The following is an 18655-nucleotide window of genomic DNA, read 5'->3' as shown; positions in this document are numbered from 1 at the left end:
ACATAAGATGAAACTATTTTATCATATTAAAGGGGGACCCGCCCATAGAATGGATTAAGAGCATAAGGACAGGCAAAGCTTGTAAATGCCTCGTCCGGGAAGGGGCCTGTATGAGCATTTTTATGAGCAAAGCTATCCTCGACTTCTTTATCGCCTTCGGCATCGTGCTTGGCGGAGCTATGCTCGGCGGAATCGGCGCCGTTGTATCCCTGCAACCGCCGACGCAAACGATGCTGGATGTGGCAGATCGGATTAAAATATGGGCACTAGCAGCCGCTGTAGGAGGTACTATGGACCCCTTACGGGTCATTGAAAGCAACATGATTGGAGGCAACCTCTCCCCCGCCATCAAACAAATCATGTATCTTGCCTTCGCTTTTCTAGGAGCCCATATGGGCAGTGAGCTAGTAAAATGGGTGTGCGGCAGGGGGTAACGCCAGTGAGAGTTCCACCATTCAGTCGTTTTCGCAGATTCACCCAGATCTCCGCTATATTCATGCTAGGGATCGTCGTAGGAGCTGTCATATACAATGCTATTTACCATGTAGGATATAACGTATTATGGCTGCATAATCAAGATCTGCGTGTACAGATCGAGCAATATCAAAAAGATATTCAGACACTCAAAAAATACAATAATACCTCAACCGTGATCAGAGAAATCAAAATTCGATCGGAGGAAAGCAAATCCAAAGAAGATACCCCACTTGACCCCGTAACTGTAAAATTAATCATAAGCCAAATGGGCTCAGATCTGGAACCGATGCGCGGCCGCAGCATGTTCGATATTGATACAGACAGCAAACTGGTTAGACTGCTGTTGGATGGTAAGCTATACATTGTGCGTGACAAGGAATACTCTGTCAAAATCCGAACCATGCTCGTCATGGAAGGCGTCCTGCAAATCTGGGTAGAAATCAGTCCTTTTAAGCGCAGCTGACAGCCATCGTGTGATACAATAATGGACAGACGTGGAAATTACTTCTTGGCTACTGCAAGACACGATAAAGGAGCTGGCTGTCCATGGTTTTATTTATCAAGTATTTATTGTTTATCCTGCTGGTGATCTTTGTAATCGGTGCCGCTGTGTTCAGCATATCCTCCCGCCGTGCCTTAAATCCCCAAGATAAAGGGCTGAAACGCTCCGTCATGAATGTGATGCTCGGTGCTATGCTCGTAACGCTGTCCTTGATATCCATGTTTTTGTTTCGCGGCTCTACCGTTAATATCATTGTTGAAGCTGCCTTTCTGCTGATTGGTGCGTTCAACATCTTCTCGGGGCTACGCAGCTATAGTTTTTACAGCCGTAGTCGCAGCCGTAGCCAGGAACAACACTAGTCGAAAGCTTAGCTGCTGTTCTGACGGAATAGAAAGAATAAAATAGACTCCCCTCTCTTTCAATGATGAGGGCAGTCTATTTAGCATGTATACGATCCTATTTACCGTATGCTATCCAGCTAGCAAACCATTTTTTAGCCATGATCAATGGATTGCAGCATCAGAACAGCTTTGGCTACCAGAGTATCCGAGTGGCTGATCTCAATTTCAAGCTTACAGGTACGGCGGCTGATTTCGAGCAGTCTCGGCATTACAATGATCGCATGCTCGATCTGTACCGGTCGGATAAAATAAGTGGACATATTATCTAGTACATAATCATTTCCTGTGATGTCCTTAGCTGCTTTAAATGCCGAGAGCGTCATAAGCGTAGACAATATTCCTTCAGAAATCGTCCCAAGATCCGTAGCCATCTGCGGCGTAATAAAGCCATGGAAGAACAATCGTCCCTCTTCGTCCCGCTCATCCGCAAAACCATTCCAAATGAGATGATCAAAAGTCTCTCCCAGCTGAGGTTGATTCCGGACATCGCGTAAGCTTTGCAGTACTTCTTTACGGGTTAGGGAGCCTACCAGTTTACGGTTACGGTCCACTATGGGCAGAAAATCCACGCCTTCCCACATCATGATCTGGGCCGCGGAGGCTAGTGAGGTTTGCAGTGCAGCCGTAACCGGACTGCGAATCATCGCTTTTTCAATGATCTGGCCTTCCGTCAATTCCTCTACATCGCGGCGACCGATAATGCCGATGACTCGATTCCATTCATCCGTAACGGGAAAGCGCTGCTCTCCAGTTTCCTCAGAAACCTGTCGTAGCTCGCCGACGGTACTAGAGATTTTCAACGTATTCAGGCGCGGTTTGCTGTCGATAATATCCTCTACCAGCATAATTTTTTTCTTTATCAATCTATCAAAAATGGCACGGTTAATCATTGAAGCGACGGTAAACGTGTCATGTCTCGAAGAAATAATGGGAAGATCAAGCTCGTCTGCCAATGCCTTCACTTCACGGCTCGTCCCAAAGCCCCCTGTCACCAGAACCCCCGCACCCTGCTCCAGCGCTAGAGAGTGAACATCATCGCGGTTACCTACAATCAACAGACTGTCAGCGTCTATATAACGGATCATCGCATCGACCTTCATCGCCCCGATCACGTATTTATGCAGATGTTTATTTAGTCCACTTGCTCCGCCGAGCACATGCCCTTCAACAATATCAACTACATCGCCAAACGTCAGCTGCTCTGAAATGTTCCGAGGTTTCTTTTCTACACGAACTGTACCAATCCGTTCCTTCGTGATGACTATCCCGAGATTCTCAGCTTCCTTCACTGCACGGTAAGCAGTCCCTTCGCTGACTAACATTTCTTTGGCGAGCTTGCGAACAGATATTTTGGTGCCTACCTTAAGACCTTCAATATGCTGCAGCAGTTGCTCGTGTTTAGTAATCGCATCGCCTTGACCTTCCAACTGTTACACCCCCATGCTCCGATCTGTACTATACTGTACCTATTATACACGGATAGAATGGCTCAGTACAACCGATTCATAAGCTTCGAATTCGAATTTCACTCTCCTTACACAATCTACGATTAAGGTAGGTATTGCCACATAGTAAGTTTGAAAACCACCTTAAAATCGAATTTTTTGAAACTGAATATCTCTGATGCGTTTTAAGCTGACCTTAAACATTCGCTGCCTTTATTTAGCAACCTTTTCCTCTTTTTTATAGTCTGAGAATTAAAGAATGTGTAAAGGAGCATTGAAGAGATGAACAAGACCGCTTTATTACTACTTACTATTACTTTGCTTTTTATAGGACTGGTCGGCTGTGGAAATACGGGAAACGAAGTAAAACAAGCAGGCCAGATTGAGTTGGATGCAAATAATATAGTTTCTATTAACTTAATTGAAAAAAAACAGCCCATGGCCACTATTTCGGATCCATCCTCGTTTGAACGTTTCGTTCAAGCCATAACTACTGCTGAATATGATAGAGGACAACTAGATATTGCTTCCAGCGATTACAGCACCACTGTGAACATGAAGGATGGCATAAGTTATGAGTTCTCTTTTTGGATCGACGGAAGTAACAGTGGGTTACTCATTAAATCCGGACAAATGGGCCACTATCGTCTGTCAGATACCAGCAAAAAAGATCTATTGGACTTGTTTCAATCAACTTTTAAAGATAAGATTTCATCAGAAGACACTGCTAACCCACAGCCCCCAAGTGTTCAAGTTACTGTTGGCGGTGAGCGGTTCGAGGCTATTCAAGGCTCTTATTGCTGGAACGACAATGGCAAAGGCGTATGTGTGGATATGGCTTCTTACGATGAATTGGTTTCCAAACAAAAGGTACATCCTAAAGCCATCAGCGGTGATCGGGTAGAACTCGAGTTCTCATATGCACCCAAAGAGATAGAGGTTATGGCTTCATTTCCCCGTGAGGAACGACCGGACGAAGCCCTTTCCGTGGACAAAAATAGTTTTCAACTCGCAGCAGGTAGAGGCAGACATCTGTATATCATCCATGCAAGATGGCCTCAGGGAAGCGCCAGTTATGTATTTGAAGTAGAATGCTCGGTCAGTAAAAAGTAGTCGGATTGTTTTTGCAACAAGTGGGTGGGATGATGGTAGGATCATATCCATCCTCTCTACGATCAGGAAAAAAGTTTATAATATCGACGTGAAAGGAGCTGAGCTTATGCAATTTCTTGTTATACTCGCGGTTCTCTTTCCTGCAGTGTGGTATTACGCGGCTCTCGGTAAACGGATATCTGCAGAAGAAAAGAAGGCTGGAAGAGATCTCACGAATGAGATCAATCCTTTTACGGGTGGAAAATAACATTTAGCCCCCTGCTAGCAATGCAGGAACATATTAAAGCCCACTGGCTTAGGCTAGTGGGCTTTTTCGTATGAGTGTGTCTTTTGGCGCGGCAGTCTACGTTATTTGTGTCTCTCTTTTCGCCACTTCTGTGCTTTCCGCAGCATTCTAAAGCATTTTTGCCTCTCTTCGCACCATTGCCGCGCTTTCCGCAACATTCTGAGGCACTTATGCCTCTCTTTTCGCTACTTCTGCGCTTTTCGCGGCATTCTGAGGCATTTTTGCCTCTCTTCGCGCCACTCCTACGCTTTCCGCAGCATTCTAAGGCATTGTTGCCTCTCTTTTGGCTAGTTGTGCGTTTTGCGCGGCATTCTACGGTATTTATACCTCTCTTTTGGCTACTTTGGTGTTTTGCGCGGCATTCTACGGTATTTATACCTTTCTTTTGGCTACTTTGTTGTTTTACACGGCATTCTACGGTATTTATACCTTTCTTTTGGCTACTTTGGTGTTTTGCGCGGCATTCTACGGTATTTATACTTCTCTTTTCCCCACTTTTGCGTTTTGCTCGACATTCTGAGGTATTTATGCCTCTCTTCTCGCCACTTCTGCGCTTTCCGCAGCATTCTGAGGCACTTCTGCCTCTTTTTTTTCGCTACTTCTGCGCTTCCTGCAACGTTCTGAGGCACTTATGCCTCTCTTTGCGCCACTTCTGTGCTTTCCGCAGCATTCTAAGGCATTTTTGCTTCTCTTTGCGCCACTTCTACGCTTTGCGCAATATTCTAAGGCATTTTTACCCTCTCTTTGCACGACTGCCGCGCTTATTCGAGAGACCTGAAGCTAATCTAGCTTTTTAGTATCCGATGCCAACTCTATTATCTTTGCGAAACTCTAGTTTCTTCATTCCACTTTGTCTGCCATTGCTCCAGCTTTGCTTTTCGCACAGCTTCCAAACGTTTGGACTTTTCTTCATCAACCCCGATAATAAAATGCAAATGTGCCGCAATGACCATAAACGCAAAAAGTGACCAGACGACTCCAAAACCAAACACCCAGCTCGGTCCATTCGCAAGCGAAAGCTTCGGCAGTGCATACAAAAGCATGGCCAACGCCAGCAACAAATAGATACCATGTTTGAACTTGTTTCTTTTTCTCATTAATAACAGCTCCTTCGTAGACAGGATATTCGATTGAATCTATATCTCTACTCTATGAACATGAGGCCCGTAATATGAGACAAGTCCATTAAAAAATATATACCTTTTCAAAATTATGTATAAAAGGTTAGCATTTATATAGCAAGAGACGCTTATATATGAGATGATGATTTCATTTAGGGAGGCGTTTTTGAATTGAATGCAGCTTATAATCATACCGAATACATAATTCGCAAAAAAGTATTTTCGATCATGGGTGCGAAACTTCATATTTTTGATAGCTCTGAGCAGCTTGTGCTCTATTCGCAAATGAAAGCGTTCAAGCTTAAAGAAGACATTGCACTTTATACGGATGAGTCCATGCAGAAGGAGCTTCTGCGCATAAAAGCCCGCAATGTAGTTGATTTTAGCGCTACTTATGATGTACACGATACAGAGTCCGGTGAGCATATTGGTTCTTTTCGCCGTAAGGGTCTCAAATCTATTTTGAAGGATGAATGGATTATTCTTGACCGTCATGATCAGGAAATCGGAAAAATCAAGGAAGACAGCACCGCGATGGCTCTACTGCGCCGCTTCATCGCTATTATTCCGCAGAAATATAATATCGAGATGGATGATACTACGATCCCTGCCTTCAAGCAAAATTTCAATCCATTTGTCACCAAAATTATGGCTGACTTCTCGGAGGATCGAAAAGGCAAGCTTGATCGCCGCTTAGGTTTGGCAGCTGGTATTCTTCTCTGCGCAGTCGAAGGTAAACAAGATTAGGTTGAGGTTGAGGTTGAGGTTGAGGTTGGGGCTAGCCATATAGCCACATCCATAAGAAAGAGGGTGTTTCCAGAGCCACCGGCTTCGGGAACACCCTCTTTTGATTTTCATTGTTGAAATTTATTCGCCGTACAATTGAGACAAACTCTCGGTGATAATTTTATTTACATCCTCGATTACAACGCTCAGACGGCGTTCCGCATCGAACAGACGACGAATGCCAAGATTCAAGTTAAGCACCTCGAACAGCTTCTCCATCTTTTCCATTTCTTCCTGTGGAGGCATTTCTCCGCTCATCATCCGTTGTTGCAACTCCATCTGACCTTGGCGGAAATTGTCCAGCATCGCTTTTGCTTCAGGATCCGTTTCTACGACCTTCATGGCATTTCTGATATCCGATACCTCGCTGCTCTCTTTAATGGCTTTCGCCAATTCATGTGCTTTGTCGTGAATGCTCATTATGATTCCTCCTAAAAGTTTTGTTAGCGTACACTCCTCAGATCGTCTTCGTACAAAACTCACTTCGAAAGCTTACGCTTAAGTTTTGTTAGCGTACACTTCCTATCGTCTTCGTACAAAACTCACTTCGAAAGCTTACGCTTAGGTTTTGTTAGCTGCTGCTTCCTGAATCTACTCTGCTCTAAAAACTCACTCCGAAAACATACGCTTAAGTTTTGTTAGCAGCTGCTTCCTGAATCCACGTCGCTTCAGTTTCCAATATTCGCTCATTCCATACTTGTTTCGCTTCTTGGGCCGAGCTTATGAAATGACTGGGCAAGGTTTTTAGCGGTTAGGTCAATCACCAAGGGTCATCTGTCTCCATATGATGAATGATATGTAACCCTTAGCTACCAAATTGCCGGCATCATGCTGCCTACCGGAAGGAGATCCACGATGTCCCAATTCAAGATCCCGGTCCATACGGTCAACTCGGGCATCCTGCAGGAAAACGCTATAATGCTTGGCGAAAAATCCATGAAAAGACTCAAAATCCCGTCTCACGGAACACTCCAGCTGGCATTCGGCTCTTTCCGGCAGGAGGTTACCATTATCTCGGCTCCCAAATCCGACATCCTGCGTGTAAGCGAAGGACTGGCGCAGCGGACCGGATGGAAACACCGACAAACCCTCAACGTTTCTTACAGCTCTGTAAGCCGCACCTTGCGGCTTGGACCGTTGATCGGCGTGCTCGTCAGTCGTGACCATCCAGATAATCTCGACAGGTTGTTTGGACCCATTACCATGTTCTGCCGGGAATTGACAAATGCCTGCCACACACAAGGCGCCTATGTATATTTTTTTACCCCGGAAGCGCTGGAAACACGCAGTTCTTCCATTCAGGGCTGGGTATACAACGAGGGTTGGAGAAAAATGAGTCTGCCCATTGCCGATGTAATCAACAATCGGTTAACGACGCGAAAGGTGGAGAATAAACCTAGCGTACAGCATTTTTTGGCGGATGTAAAATCACGATATGGAACGCATTTCTTCAACGAAAAATTTCTTGACAAGACAGAGGTATTTGAAGCTTTAGCGCAAGACCCTTCCCTGCAGCGGTATTTACCTGAGTCGCATGCGTTGAACGGCTTTGCCGTAATGAAGAAGATGTGCAGCCATTACCCAAGTGTATTTTTGAAACCTGTACGAGGCAGTCTCGGCAAAGGCATACTTCGTATCTCTAAAGAAGAAGGCGGAGGTTACCGTCTGTTGTCTACTACCTCCATAGGTACACGCAAGCAAAGCTACACCACTCTCGCTAAATTGTACCAGTCCATCGCTCCCAAAATGAAGACTACTCGATACCAGATTCAGCAGGGATTGCCTTTGATGGAGCTAGGAAGGCGGCCTGTAGATTTCCGGGCACTTGTTCAGAAGAATGGCAGCGGAAAATGGGGGGTTACCTCCATTGTCGCCCGCACCGCCGGAAGCAATCACTTCGTGTCTAATTTAGCTAGAGGTGGCAGTCTCAGCACTGTAAAAGAAGCGGTTAGCAAGAGCAGTCTTCCTCCGGGCGCAAAAGAAAACGTTCAGCTTCAGCTGCCCAGAGCAGCACTTGCCATTGCAAGAGGGGTCGAAACCTTTATCCCCGCTCATTTCGGAGAGCTCGGAATCGATCTGGCACTGGATCAATCAGGACGAATATGGCTCTTAGAGGTTAACTCCAAGCCCTCCAAGAACGATAATACACCGTTAAACGATCAAAAAATAAGACCGTCCGTCAAGCAAATGATTTTATATTGCCGCTACTTGGCCGGTTTATAAGGAGGACACGATGACTGAAACAGAAGTGGGGTTCCTCGGCATTATGACAGGCCGCCGCAACGGGAATCCACCGATCGCCGAGCCAGAGTTTTGCAGTCATTTATGCCGGGCAGCTCCTCTATACAGCCTAAAAGTCCTCGTATTTCATCCAGACGGAGTAGCGGCAGACGGGTCCTCCATTACCGGTTATACCTGGAAAGATGGAAGCTGGCAGAATACCACTTCTTCACCGCCAGATATTGTCTATAATCGCTGCTTTTACGAAGGTCCTAAAGAAAGAAAAGAAGCTTCCGCTGCTCTCTCTACTCTTCATCGTTCCCTGCCTTGGTCTCGAGGTTTGCCAGATAAATGGGGTGTACATGAGATATTGAAGCGCGACCGGAGAGCAGCGGCAATACTGCCGGAAACTGTACTCTATACCGGTACCCGCAGGTTAAGTACAATGCTTGCTGAAAGAGAATATGGAGTCTTTCTAAAGCCCAAGGCCGGCACCCATGGCAAACGTACATTACATGCCATACTGCAAAACAGAGGCATGAGAGTACGAGGGCGTGACGGTACAAATACACCTTTTCAATATGTTTTCGACTCACAGGCTGAAGGACTGAACTGGATTCATGAATTTATCGGCTCACGCCGCTATATTATACAGCCTTTCCTGCACCTAACGAATAGTAAGGGGCAACCGTTCGATGTGCGTGTATTGATGCAAAAGAATGGCCTTGGCCGCTGGACTCTTACCGGCATGGCCGTACGGCTGGGTAACCAAGGTTCGCTGACTTCGAACCTGCATGGCGGCGGAACAGCTGTTTCTCCCCTGCCTTTTTTGCTTGCTGAATATGGTCAGGGTGGAAAAGACATCATGCGTGAGCTTGCTGCAGAAGCTGCATACTTACCTCCCCTACTGGAGGCTGCATGCGGCAGGCTTGGAGAACTCGGCCTTGATTTCGGTATTGATTCGAGCGGTCGGATTCATTTACTAGAAGCAAATTCCAAGCCAGGGCGCACGGTATTCCGGCTGACGGGCGACCGCCGGGCTGCTAAGCTCGCCGCCGAGAATCCACTGTCTTATGCGCGCCATCTACTGCTCACACAACGACGGATACCATCCCTATCTACGGGCAGCTCCGTTACAAACGGGAGAATGATAACAATGGTTCCTAAGGAGGATTCATAAATGAGTCTCACTTTTTGCAATGTGCATTTCACTAAGCAGCCCCAAAGAGTTGTATATGTATCAGGTGCACTGATGAAAAGCTTGAAGTTAACGGGGAAAAAAAATATACGCTTAAGGCTCGGTAAAGATGCCACCCCGACCATGATCAAGCCCATCAAGCGCGCCGGAAATCACCTATATCTCGCCTCAGGCGTAAAAAGCGCTATCAAGGTTCCGAAATCAGGTGGTGTCTATTTACGCAATCTACAGAATGACGAGGTGCAGCTAGGACCTTTAGTTGGCATATTGTCCGATGGTCCTGCTTCCTCGTCTCAGCCCTTCGGTTCTCGCACAGGGTTCATCAAGCAATTACTGCGGGAAGGCAGCAACAAATGTTATATATTTGCCTTTATGCCGCGTGACATCAACTGGCAACAGGAACAGGTCTATGGATATTTTTTGACTTCAAGCGGTAAGTTTGAACGAAAAATGGTCCCTCTACCTGATGTTGTCTATAATCGATTGCCCAGTCGGAGAGCTGAGACCTCACCCTATATCAACCAACTTCGCGAACGATTTATGCGGAAAAGAATTCCATACTTTAACTGGAGCTTTTTCAATAAATCCGATATCTATAAGCTTTTAGAAAATGATGGGGCGGCAAATCGATATGTACCTGAAACCCACAGCAATCCGTCCACGGAAAAAATGAGAGAAATGCTGGATCACCATCATTTTGTATACTATAAACCTTCTGCGGGAAGTCTGGGTCACGGAATTTATCGGCTTACCTATCTCCCGAAAAAGGGGTATTTTGCCCGCTACCGCCGCGGTGGAAAAAACGTTCTTTTACGCTTTACCACCTTTGAAGCCCTTATGCGTATGCTTCGTTCGCGTCACGGTCAAAATCTGCAAAATTATATAGTTCAGCAGGGAATACGTCTCATTGAAATAGATGGCTGCCCGATTGATTTCCGGTTCCATATGCATAAAAACGGCAGTAATCAGTGGATTGTAGTCGGCATAGGCGCTAAAAAAGCCGGCCGTGGCAGTGTCACCACTCACCTTAAAAATGGAGGAGCATTGCTCACACCTCAGCAAGCACTCGGACGTGTATTCGGCGCAAGAGCTGATGAAGTACTGCAGCGTGCAAAGACTACAGCCATCAAGCTGGCAGAATCACTAGAAGTCCAGCATCGTCATTTGCTCGGTGAAATTGGCTTTGATCTCGGAATTGATCAGGATGAAGACATCTGGATGTTCGAGGCCAACGCCAAACCAGGTCGTTCCATCTTCCGTCACCCTTCCCTGCGCGCTGAGGGCAAAGCTTCCATCGAGCACATTCTGGAGCATTGTCTATACCTCAGCAAATTCCGCAGGAGGGATGAGATGTGAGCACCCATAATCCGGAAGATACAAAACCTGTTATTGCCATACTGACAACCAGCGATAAAGTACGGCAATTTAATGGCAACCGCAGCAACTTCCGGGACATTATTCGCACAGGCAAAGAAATGGGATTTCTTGTCTACGTCATCACTGTCCGTGACCTCAAGCTTGAGGAACGGATGGTGAACGGATATGTCCCATCGTCCAGCGGTAAAATCTGGTACAGCATTCCTGTACCTCTTCCACAAATCATTTATAACCGAATTCCCACCCGTGAGGATGAGGAAAAACCTGCTGTGGTACGTAAAATAGCTCAATGCCTGGAACATCCAGGCATTAAGCTATATAATCCATACTTTTTCAATAAATGGAGTCTATTCGAATGGTTAAGGGGTTCGCACTCCACCTCAAAGCATGTTCCAAAAACGAGGCGTTTACGCAGTGCAAACACCCTTACTGCCATGCTGAACCAGCATACCAGCCTCTACCTTAAACCAGAGAATGGCAAAGCAGGAAAAGGAATTATGCGCCTAAAATATCGTGCAGATACCGCTTTGCCTTACCGGCTCCAAATTCAAAGCGGCAAAAAAAATGTGACGTACAAAGCAGCTTCCATGGACCGGCTCTGGGCAAGAATCGGAAAAGAAAAAGGAATCTCTCGTTATATTGTGCAGCAGGCTATTGAACTGGCGACTCATCGGGGAAGACCGTTTGATCTGCGGGTGCTGCTGCAAAAAAACAGCAGAGGCGGCTGGGGAGTCACCGGAATAGGTGCACGCCTCGCCGGTGCCCGAAGTATAACGACACATGTACCACGCGGCGGTAGTATTGAAGAGCCTGCCAGCATGCTGGAAAGTACATTTGGAACCGAAAGAGCAGCCATGATCCTGAAGAGTGTGCCTACAACCGCCCTTCTTATCGCTAGACAAATTGAAAGAGCTTCTGATTCTATGCTCGGAGAGATGTCGATGGATCTGGGTGTAGATGAGAAAGGGGGACTCTGGTTCTTTGAGGCCAACTCCCGGCCGATGAAATTTGATGAACCCGCGATCCGCAAGCTGTCCCTAGAGCGAATCTTTCACTACGGCCAGCATTTAGCGCGCCAGTTTAAATAGAAATCATTAAAAGGATGTGACACAGCATGCAGATATCCTCCATCTATGACACAAATGCCAAACAGTGGAAATCACGGCTGGCTGGACTGCTTGAGTTTATAAGAGCGCATGGGGAGAAGCGAATCACAAACCAAGCTTGCAAAGTACTGGCCCGATTAACACCGGATCAGTTGTCAGAGCCGGGTATCTCGCTGCTTGTCGCCACCGTACGCGGTCAGAATGGGCGCCAGCTCGCAGGAGTCAGCTTCGTATCCGGTTTCGGTGCAGAAGCCTGTCTTGTCGCTGTGCACCCCTTCTACCGGAATAGACATACCGGCACTGCCTTAATGGCTGCCCAGCTGAAACGCCTCGGGCATCTGCAATGCAGTGTTGCCTGCGACAATACTGCTAGCCTAAAGATGTGCTTCAATATCGGCCTTGCTGCCGACACACTTACCACTGGTCCTACCGGCAAGCCAACATTACTGCTCCGGTCACCCCATCATACCGGCAGCACTACTATTTCTCCACAAGAAGGTGAACTCCTGTGCCAGAGCCCGTCTTAGGCATTCTTACTTTATATATTAACGAAGCCAAGCAGCTTGAAGAAAAGGCCGTGTACCGGAGAATGATCGTCGAGGGCAAACGAATTGGCTTGGATGTCTTTGTGTTTACCCCCATGGATGTTCATCCCAGCAAAGAGCAGATCCATGCCCTTGTCTTTGATCCCAAGAGCGGAAAATGGTCACGCAAATGGCGTTCTTTTCCGAATATGATTTATGACCGTTGCCGTATTCAGCGCAGCTCACGCTTTCAGCAACTGCTTCGTTTCCGAGAACGCTACAATCATCTGTTATTTCTGAATCGTCCACTGCGCAACAAATGGACCATTCACCAAACATTTTCACAAAAAAGCCGTTTCCGGCAGCATATGCCAGAAACATTACTCTATCAGTCCTCTGCCGACCTGCGCCGGATGCTGAAAACCAATTCAGTAGTCTATATCAAGCCGGCAAACGGCACAGGCGGACGTGGCATCCTCAGAATTGAGAGAATGAAGGATGGGCGAGGGGTATATGATATTCAAGGCCGTCGTCAGGATCGCCGAATCATTCCCACCCGTAAAGTCTCTTCTACTCGGCTGGATTCCATCGTACGGCAATGGTGCATCGGCGGGCGTTTCCTTATCCAACAGGGGATTCCATTACGTCTGCCGGGCGGACGTTTCCATGATTACCGGATGCTCGTTCAAAAGAACGGGCAAGGTGTCTGGGAACTGACAGGTATGGCTGCACGTGTCGGTGCAGCGCGGAGTGTAACCTCCAATCTTCATGGCGGTGGTCATGCCGTTCGAGCGGAAACGCTGCTGAAGGAATGGCTGGGCAGTCAGGATAAAACCGATAAGGTCATGAAGACTGCCGAGAGGTTGGGCCTTGATGCCGCAGCCTTCTTGGAAGAAAGTTACGGAGCCTTATGTGAGCTTGCATTGGACCTCGCCATTGATCGCGAAGGTAAAATTTACGTGCTGGAGGTTAATCCCAAGCCCGCCCGTGAAGTGTTCGCAAGATCAGGTGACGGAACCACATACCGCAAAGCCCTGATTCGCCCTCTGGAATACGCGCTGTGGCTCTACAATAACAAAGGAACCCCGAGCACAGCTAAAACGACTGAGGAATAAAAATTATCATAGTAGTCATCAAAAAAAGACGCCACTAGCTCGTATTAATACGGAGCCTAAGAGGCGTCTTTTTCGATTTATTTGGCCAATGATCCCTGCAGGGAACCTGCATCGAAGTCCGGCTGTGCTTCGATATCGGTGTCACCTGCGGCTTTGGCTTTTTCAAGTGCCGCATTATAGCGAGTATTCAAGTCCTGAAGCTCTTTATCTAAATCTCCACCACCAAAAATGTATCTATTGAAGACATCAACCTTCTTTAGTCCTTCCAGACGTCCCTCACTGATAACCATCGGAGTCGCTGGATAAATCCCGTCTAACTTCGTAGGCAGAAAATCTTCAATTCCTGCAATGTCTGGTGCCTTGGCAACAGTAGCAACCGATGGGATAACCGAAACCCCATACCCTGCTTCCTGGTAAGCAATCTGCACATCATCACTGTACATCCATTCAATAAACTTCCAAGCTTCTTCCTTATGCTTCGAATCCTTGCTCATAGCCAAATAACTTCCTGCAATAACTTGGCTGACACCCTTCTGCTCCCCGTCAATGGTTGGAGGAATCGCAGCTGCCCAGCGAATTTCAGTTGGGAATTGGGTTTTGTAGACCGTCGGCTCAACGGAATGGTTGAAATACATACCGATCTTGCCTTGAGCAAATTGCGCACGCAGCGGGTCGATATCAAGCGATTCCGATCCTGGCATCATGCTTCCATCCACCTTAATCTGCCGCAGCGCCTCAGCAACCTCTTTATATACGCTAAAATCAAATTGCCCGGTCTGGAAGTCGAAGCCCTCTGTGCCCTTAGTCTTGCTAAGTGTTGTTATTGGATAAGCGATACGCTCAAATCCGCTGGTACTTTTGAAATTACCCGCGAAGCCGTAAGCGCCTATATCTTTTCCCGCTGCCGTAATTTTCTTGGCATCCTCGACCATCTCTGCGAGTGTGGTAGGCGGCTCTGTAATGCCAGCCTTCTCGAACAAATCTACGTTATAGATGAGGCGCCAGAACTGACCGATATTGGGAAGGCTATATATTTTGCCGTCAACGGTATTTTTCTCGTTGATAAGTACGTTCTCGAACCGGCTCTTCATCTCTGGTGAAATGTAGCTATCAAAAGATTCCAGATACCCTCTTTTGACCCATGTTGGCACGTTATAAGTATCCACCCGGAGAATATCAGGCGCCTGCATGCTGGAGAAGGCAATATCCACCGACTGCGTATAGTTCTCTGCCATAACCTTCATTTCAATCTCGATATTGGGATTAAGACCTTCATACTCGCTGATCTTTTGCTCAATAAAATCAGAATCATGACGATCAATGGTCCAGTAGACCAATTTTGTTTTGTCGGAGTTTGTATTGCTGCTGCTTACCTCCGTATTAGATTCGGATGATGAACAGGCGGCCAACGAGCCAGCCAGCATCAGCGAAACCCCAGCTAATATCCATTTATTTCTTTTCATCTAAAATGCCTCCCTTTTCTTTTGAAATCGCATTCATTTCTTAAGAAAATTATAATTCCACTGCCCTTTTATCAGTGAAGGAGAAAACAACTGTCAATGGGAGACGAAATCACTGTTTCCCTCCACTTTAGGCAAGCTATATTTTGCACGAAAGTCAGTCGGCGTCATTCCGGTGTATTTTTTGAACTGCTCTGTAAAATAGGGTCGATCCTCATAGCCCAAAGAGATGGCAATATCCTGAACCTGTATGCCTTCCAACACTAGCTCCTTGGCTTTGTCCATTCGTCTTCCGATAATATATTGGGCGAGTGTCATCCCCGTCTCCTTTTTAAAAAGATTGGAGAAGTAGCTAGGACTAAGATGCACCTCCCGTGCACAGTCGGCGACGGATAGATTTCGATGCAGATTTCCATTGATATGAGTGATGGCCCGATCCACAAGCATACGCGCGTCACTGCATTGGCGTTGTTGCAAATACGTACAGCCCAAACGGCAAAATTCCCGAATCTGGCGGCTAAGATCTTCAAAAGAGACTGCACTGCTCATGTCTGCAAGCTTATTTTCCAGAGTTTTAACTTCCGAATCCGTTGCTTTTTCCGAAAAAATCCGATGGATAGAATGAGCCAGTTCAAGACATAACGTCTTAACGATGGACGGGTTAGGCGTTGCCGGTGCAGTAATCCAATCATGCCAAATATGATCCAGCTGCTCCTCTGCTTTGGACAAATTCGCCGAACGCAGACAATAAAGCAATTCTTTCTCCTTGTCATATGAGTATCTGGGTAGCACGGCATTCACGACTGCATCTTCAACATAGGTGTACACGCTGTTCCCACCATTTAGAAAGGTGTTCGCAAGTGCAGACAGCGCCTGCGCATAGGAAGCAGAAAGCTGCCCTACCTCCTCCACCTCTCCACCCAGTCCAATGGATACCGTCTGGTACGTATACCGATGTACATTTTCCCGGCATTTCTCTGCAAGTTGCTCCATATTCGGTTCCGCCAGAGGGTTCATCACAATAACGAACTGATTCACATTTTCCCGGAACACAATGCCCCGAGTGTATTCGGATATTGTATTTTCCAAAATATTCTGTACGGCAAAGCGGATTAATTCCACCTCGGAAACCGTAAGTTCTGATGTACGTTCCACAAAAAAATCCACTTCCGCTACCATCACGCAAAAGTTATGGTTATTCATCTCGATATTGTAAAAATCCCACTGCTGGCTCAAGTGCTGCTGCCTAGTTCCGTAACGGATGAGCAGACGCATATATTCCTGACGCAAATAAGGTAAGCTCTCGCGCAGCTTTTGTTCCATGCCCATCATCTGCTCAGCTTGACTGCGTTCCCGCTCCAACACTTCTTTGGCCTTCAACACGGATTCAAGCACTTGAACCTTGGTATACGGTTTTACAATCAGATCAAAGGCACCCAGCTTAACTGCTTCCTGGGCATAGGTGAAATCAGAATAACCCGTCAAAAAAATCAGTTTGATGCCTGGCTGCTCGGCTTGGATGCTCCGCATCATCTCTAAACCATCCTTAAAAGGCATTCGGATATCCGTCAATACGATGTCAGGACGATGCTTGCGGATCTGCTCCAGACCTTCTTCCCCGTCTGCCGCGGTGGCCGCGATCACAATCCCATGTTCCTCCCAAGGAATCCGCTGCGACAATCCGCGGACCACTGCAGGAATATCATCAACAATACATATTTTAATTGAATGGGCGTTCAGGATTTATTCCCCCTTCCACAGGAATGGATAGAACAGCTTCGGTTTCAACACGCGGACTGCTTCGAAAGACCAATCCGGCTTCTTTGCCGTAGTACAGCTGCAGTCGGCTACATATATTAGACAGAGCATAACCTCCACTGCCGTTCGGCTCCTTCAGCCAGGCATTGAGTTTCTCCGCATTCATGCCGGTTCCGTTATCGGTAACCCGGATGAGCAGTGTGTTTTTGGCTACTTCTACAGAGATCCGGATCACTCCCCCTCCCCTTAATTCCTTAAGGCCGTGCAGGATTGAGTTCTCCACCAAGGGCTGAATAATAATTTTCAATACAGGAAGCTCCAGCAGTTCCACTCCGACATCAATTGTATAGTCAAACAACCCTTCATAACATTGCTGCTGAAGGTTTAGATACTGGCGGACATGTTCCAGTTCCTTGCCTAAGGTCGTAATTTCCTGCCCGTTGTTCAGTCCCAGCTGAAACAGTGCAGACAGCGAAATGACCATCTGTTTCACATCTTCATATTCATCCATCTCACATTTCCAGAAAATCGTGTTTAATGTGTTATATAAAAAATGAGGCTCGATCTGCGCCTGAAGCGCCTTGATCTCCGCTTTTCTCTTTTCTTTTTCTGTATCCTTGACTTCAGCAATCAACTCACCAATCCGGTCCAACATCTGGTTAAATTTGCGTCCCGCCTCCCCAATCTCATCCTGGAAAGGACTCTGGAAGCGTGCACTGAGATCCTCTTGCTCAACACGAGACATCGTCCGTTGCAGTTTCAGCAGCGGTCCCAGTAGCAAAGCGGACAGATACCTTGCAAGGAAAAGCGCGATGACGATACATGCCGCCATGATCATCAACACCAGCCATTGAATACTCCGAACAGGTTGCAGCAGTTCCTTTTTGGACAGGTAGCTGACCAACACCCAGTCTTTTGCGTACCCTGAACTGGCATAGCTGAGCAGCATTGGCCCATCCCCAGCAGAATATTCAAAATTACCCCGGTCTGCTTCCCTCAGTTTGTCCAAAAACACAGAGTCCCGAGACCATTCCGGACGTCTCCCATCTCCGAAGACGCTTGTTCCCTCTTTATTGATCAGTAAAAAACGTGCGGAGCCAAGACTCCCGCCTCCACTTACAGTATCTTCAAGAATGTCCTCTTTTACATTAACGATCAAAAATAGATCAGGGACATAATTGTCTGTAAGCGGCTGCAAGACTAGGGAAATAACATGGTGTTTCCCGGCAAATAGCTCGTCCCGATGACTCTCCACCCAATTGGTTTCAGGTTTCTCCTTAATCCGTTGATACAGCGAAGATTCTAGAAATGGGGTCAAGGTTCTGCGCTGATTGCTGGTAGAGTAGAAATCCCCGTCCGGCGTACTGATCAAGATAGATTCAATGGAGTTTTCCGTCAACTCTACCTGCGTGAAGGGCGCTTGCAGCATAGAAAAATTGGCAAAAAAACGTTCCATATTATGAGCTTTAATATCCCGGATGGTCTGCTGATAAGCTTCGCTCAACATCATCGTGGAGGAAGCCACAATGATTTGCTTTAACTTCTGGTCCAGGACATTGATTGACTGAGTCAGCACATTTTGATTTAACTCGACAGAGTTACGCTCCATCGCCCGAGAAGCGATGGAGTAAGCCAATAAACCGGTGACAGAAATACAGAATACCGTCAGTGCGGTAAAAGATAACCATATTCTTTTCTTCAAAGAGGTACGATAAACCCAGGCCTTCAGCATGTATTCACATCCTTCTTGAATAGCTGTCCGAAGC

The 18655-nt window shown here is 46.8% G+C and carries 18 protein-coding genes; 12 read left to right on the top strand and 6 right to left on the bottom strand.

The window, feature by feature from the left end:
* The first annotated feature begins 110 nt into the window (after positions 1-110).
* The 3 genes from NSQ55_RS09200 (at position 111) to NSQ55_RS09190 (ending at position 1338) form a co-directional block, all read left to right on the top strand.
* Positions 111-434, top strand: a complete 324-nt coding sequence (locus NSQ55_RS09200) for a YtrH family sporulation protein (RefSeq protein ID WP_036678886.1) — start codon at positions 111-113, stop codon at positions 432-434.
* A 5-nt stretch (positions 435-439) separates the two neighbouring features.
* A complete protein-coding gene (locus tag NSQ55_RS09195; RefSeq protein ID WP_038569663.1) occupies positions 440-940 on the top strand; it encodes a DUF4044 domain-containing protein in 501 nt (166 codons plus the stop codon).
* Between the two features lie 83 nt (positions 941-1023).
* On the top strand, positions 1024-1338 hold the full coding sequence (locus NSQ55_RS09190) for a YtpI family protein (RefSeq protein ID WP_076124899.1): 315 nt from the start codon (positions 1024-1026) through the stop codon (positions 1336-1338).
* A gap of 134 nt (positions 1339-1472) precedes the next feature.
* Here NSQ55_RS09190 and NSQ55_RS09185 read toward each other — a convergent pair whose 3' ends face one another.
* Positions 1473-2807, bottom strand: coding sequence for a DRTGG domain-containing protein (locus NSQ55_RS09185; RefSeq protein ID WP_076124897.1), 1335 nt, complete (start codon positions 2805-2807; stop codon positions 1473-1475).
* 300 nt (positions 2808-3107) lie between these two features.
* Here NSQ55_RS09185 and NSQ55_RS09180 point away from each other — a divergent pair, with 300 nt between their 5' ends.
* Positions 3108-3938, top strand: coding sequence for a hypothetical protein (locus NSQ55_RS09180; protein ID WP_339172742.1), 831 nt, complete (start codon positions 3108-3110; stop codon positions 3936-3938).
* A 106-nt stretch (positions 3939-4044) separates the two neighbouring features.
* Entirely contained in the window at positions 4045-4185 is a 141-nt protein-coding gene (locus tag NSQ55_RS09175) for a hypothetical protein (protein WP_339172739.1), read from the top strand.
* 854 nt (positions 4186-5039) lie between these two features.
* On the opposite strand, the gene NSQ55_RS09170 is transcribed toward NSQ55_RS09175, so the two are convergent.
* Positions 5040-5321 (bottom strand): hypothetical protein, encoded by a 282-nt coding sequence (locus NSQ55_RS09170; RefSeq protein WP_076184273.1) that lies wholly within the window; start codon positions 5319-5321, stop codon positions 5040-5042.
* Positions 5322-5516: 195 nt separating this feature from the next.
* Between NSQ55_RS09170 and NSQ55_RS09165 the strand changes: the two genes are divergently transcribed.
* Complete coding sequence (locus NSQ55_RS09165; RefSeq protein WP_076184272.1) at positions 5517-6092, top strand: hypothetical protein; 576 nt, start codon at positions 5517-5519, stop codon at positions 6090-6092.
* Between the two features lie 120 nt (positions 6093-6212).
* Here NSQ55_RS09165 and NSQ55_RS09160 read toward each other — a convergent pair whose 3' ends face one another.
* Positions 6213-6551, bottom strand: a complete 339-nt coding sequence (locus NSQ55_RS09160; RefSeq protein ID WP_036683973.1) for a YlbF family regulator — start codon at positions 6549-6551, stop codon at positions 6213-6215.
* Positions 6552-6986: 435 nt separating this feature from the next.
* On the opposite strand from NSQ55_RS09160, the gene NSQ55_RS09155 reads away from it, so the two are divergent.
* From NSQ55_RS09155 to NSQ55_RS09130, 6 genes are read left to right on the top strand one after another with little or no spacing between them, the layout of a single operon-like run.
* Positions 6987-8354 (top strand): YheC/YheD family protein, encoded by a 1368-nt coding sequence (locus NSQ55_RS09155; RefSeq protein WP_076124889.1) that lies wholly within the window; start codon positions 6987-6989, stop codon positions 8352-8354.
* A 10-nt stretch (positions 8355-8364) separates the two neighbouring features.
* Positions 8365-9531 carry a YheC/YheD family protein gene (locus NSQ55_RS09150; RefSeq protein ID WP_076220185.1) on the top strand — a complete coding sequence of 389 codons (1167 nt, stop codon included), beginning with the start codon at positions 8365-8367 and terminating at the stop codon, positions 9529-9531.
* Positions 9532-10905: a YheC/YheD family protein gene (locus NSQ55_RS09145; RefSeq protein ID WP_036683976.1), complete on the top strand. Its 1374-nt coding sequence runs from the start codon at positions 9532-9534 to the stop codon at positions 10903-10905.
* Positions 10902-12014 (top strand): YheC/YheD family protein, encoded by a 1113-nt coding sequence (locus tag NSQ55_RS09140; protein ID WP_339172735.1) that lies wholly within the window; start codon positions 10902-10904, stop codon positions 12012-12014. Before NSQ55_RS09145 ends, NSQ55_RS09140 begins: the two co-directional genes overlap by 4 nt.
* A gap of 26 nt (positions 12015-12040) precedes the next feature.
* Positions 12041-12559 (top strand): GNAT family N-acetyltransferase, encoded by a 519-nt coding sequence (locus tag NSQ55_RS09135; RefSeq protein WP_076124882.1) that lies wholly within the window; start codon positions 12041-12043, stop codon positions 12557-12559.
* Positions 12541-13671, top strand: a complete 1131-nt coding sequence (locus NSQ55_RS09130) for a YheC/YheD family protein (RefSeq protein WP_076184268.1) — start codon at positions 12541-12543, stop codon at positions 13669-13671. Before NSQ55_RS09135 ends, NSQ55_RS09130 begins: the two co-directional genes overlap by 19 nt.
* Before the next feature lie 77 nt (positions 13672-13748).
* Here the strand turns inward: NSQ55_RS09130 and NSQ55_RS09125 are convergent, their stop codons facing one another.
* The 3 genes from NSQ55_RS09125 to NSQ55_RS09115 all read right to left on the bottom strand — a co-directional run bounded on the left by NSQ55_RS09125 (position 13749) and on the right by NSQ55_RS09115 (position 18621).
* A complete protein-coding gene (locus NSQ55_RS09125; RefSeq protein WP_076124878.1) occupies positions 13749-15134 on the bottom strand; it encodes a sugar ABC transporter substrate-binding protein in 1386 nt (461 codons plus the stop codon).
* A 93-nt stretch (positions 15135-15227) separates the two neighbouring features.
* Positions 15228-16844: a response regulator gene (locus NSQ55_RS09120; protein ID WP_339174458.1), complete on the bottom strand. Its 1617-nt coding sequence runs from the start codon at positions 16842-16844 to the stop codon at positions 15228-15230.
* Between the two features lie 7 nt (positions 16845-16851).
* Positions 16852-18621: a sensor histidine kinase gene (locus NSQ55_RS09115; protein ID WP_339172730.1), complete on the bottom strand. Its 1770-nt coding sequence runs from the start codon at positions 18619-18621 to the stop codon at positions 16852-16854.
* Positions 18622-18655 lie beyond the last annotated feature (34 nt).

It is taken from the genome of Paenibacillus sp. FSL H7-0943 (assembly GCF_037963265.1).
Classification (GTDB): Bacteria; Bacillota; Bacilli; order Paenibacillales; family Paenibacillaceae; genus Paenibacillus_AQ; species Paenibacillus_AQ odorifer.
Note: the sequence above shows the minus strand (reverse complement) of the source record. Positions and strands in the feature narration are given on the sequence as shown.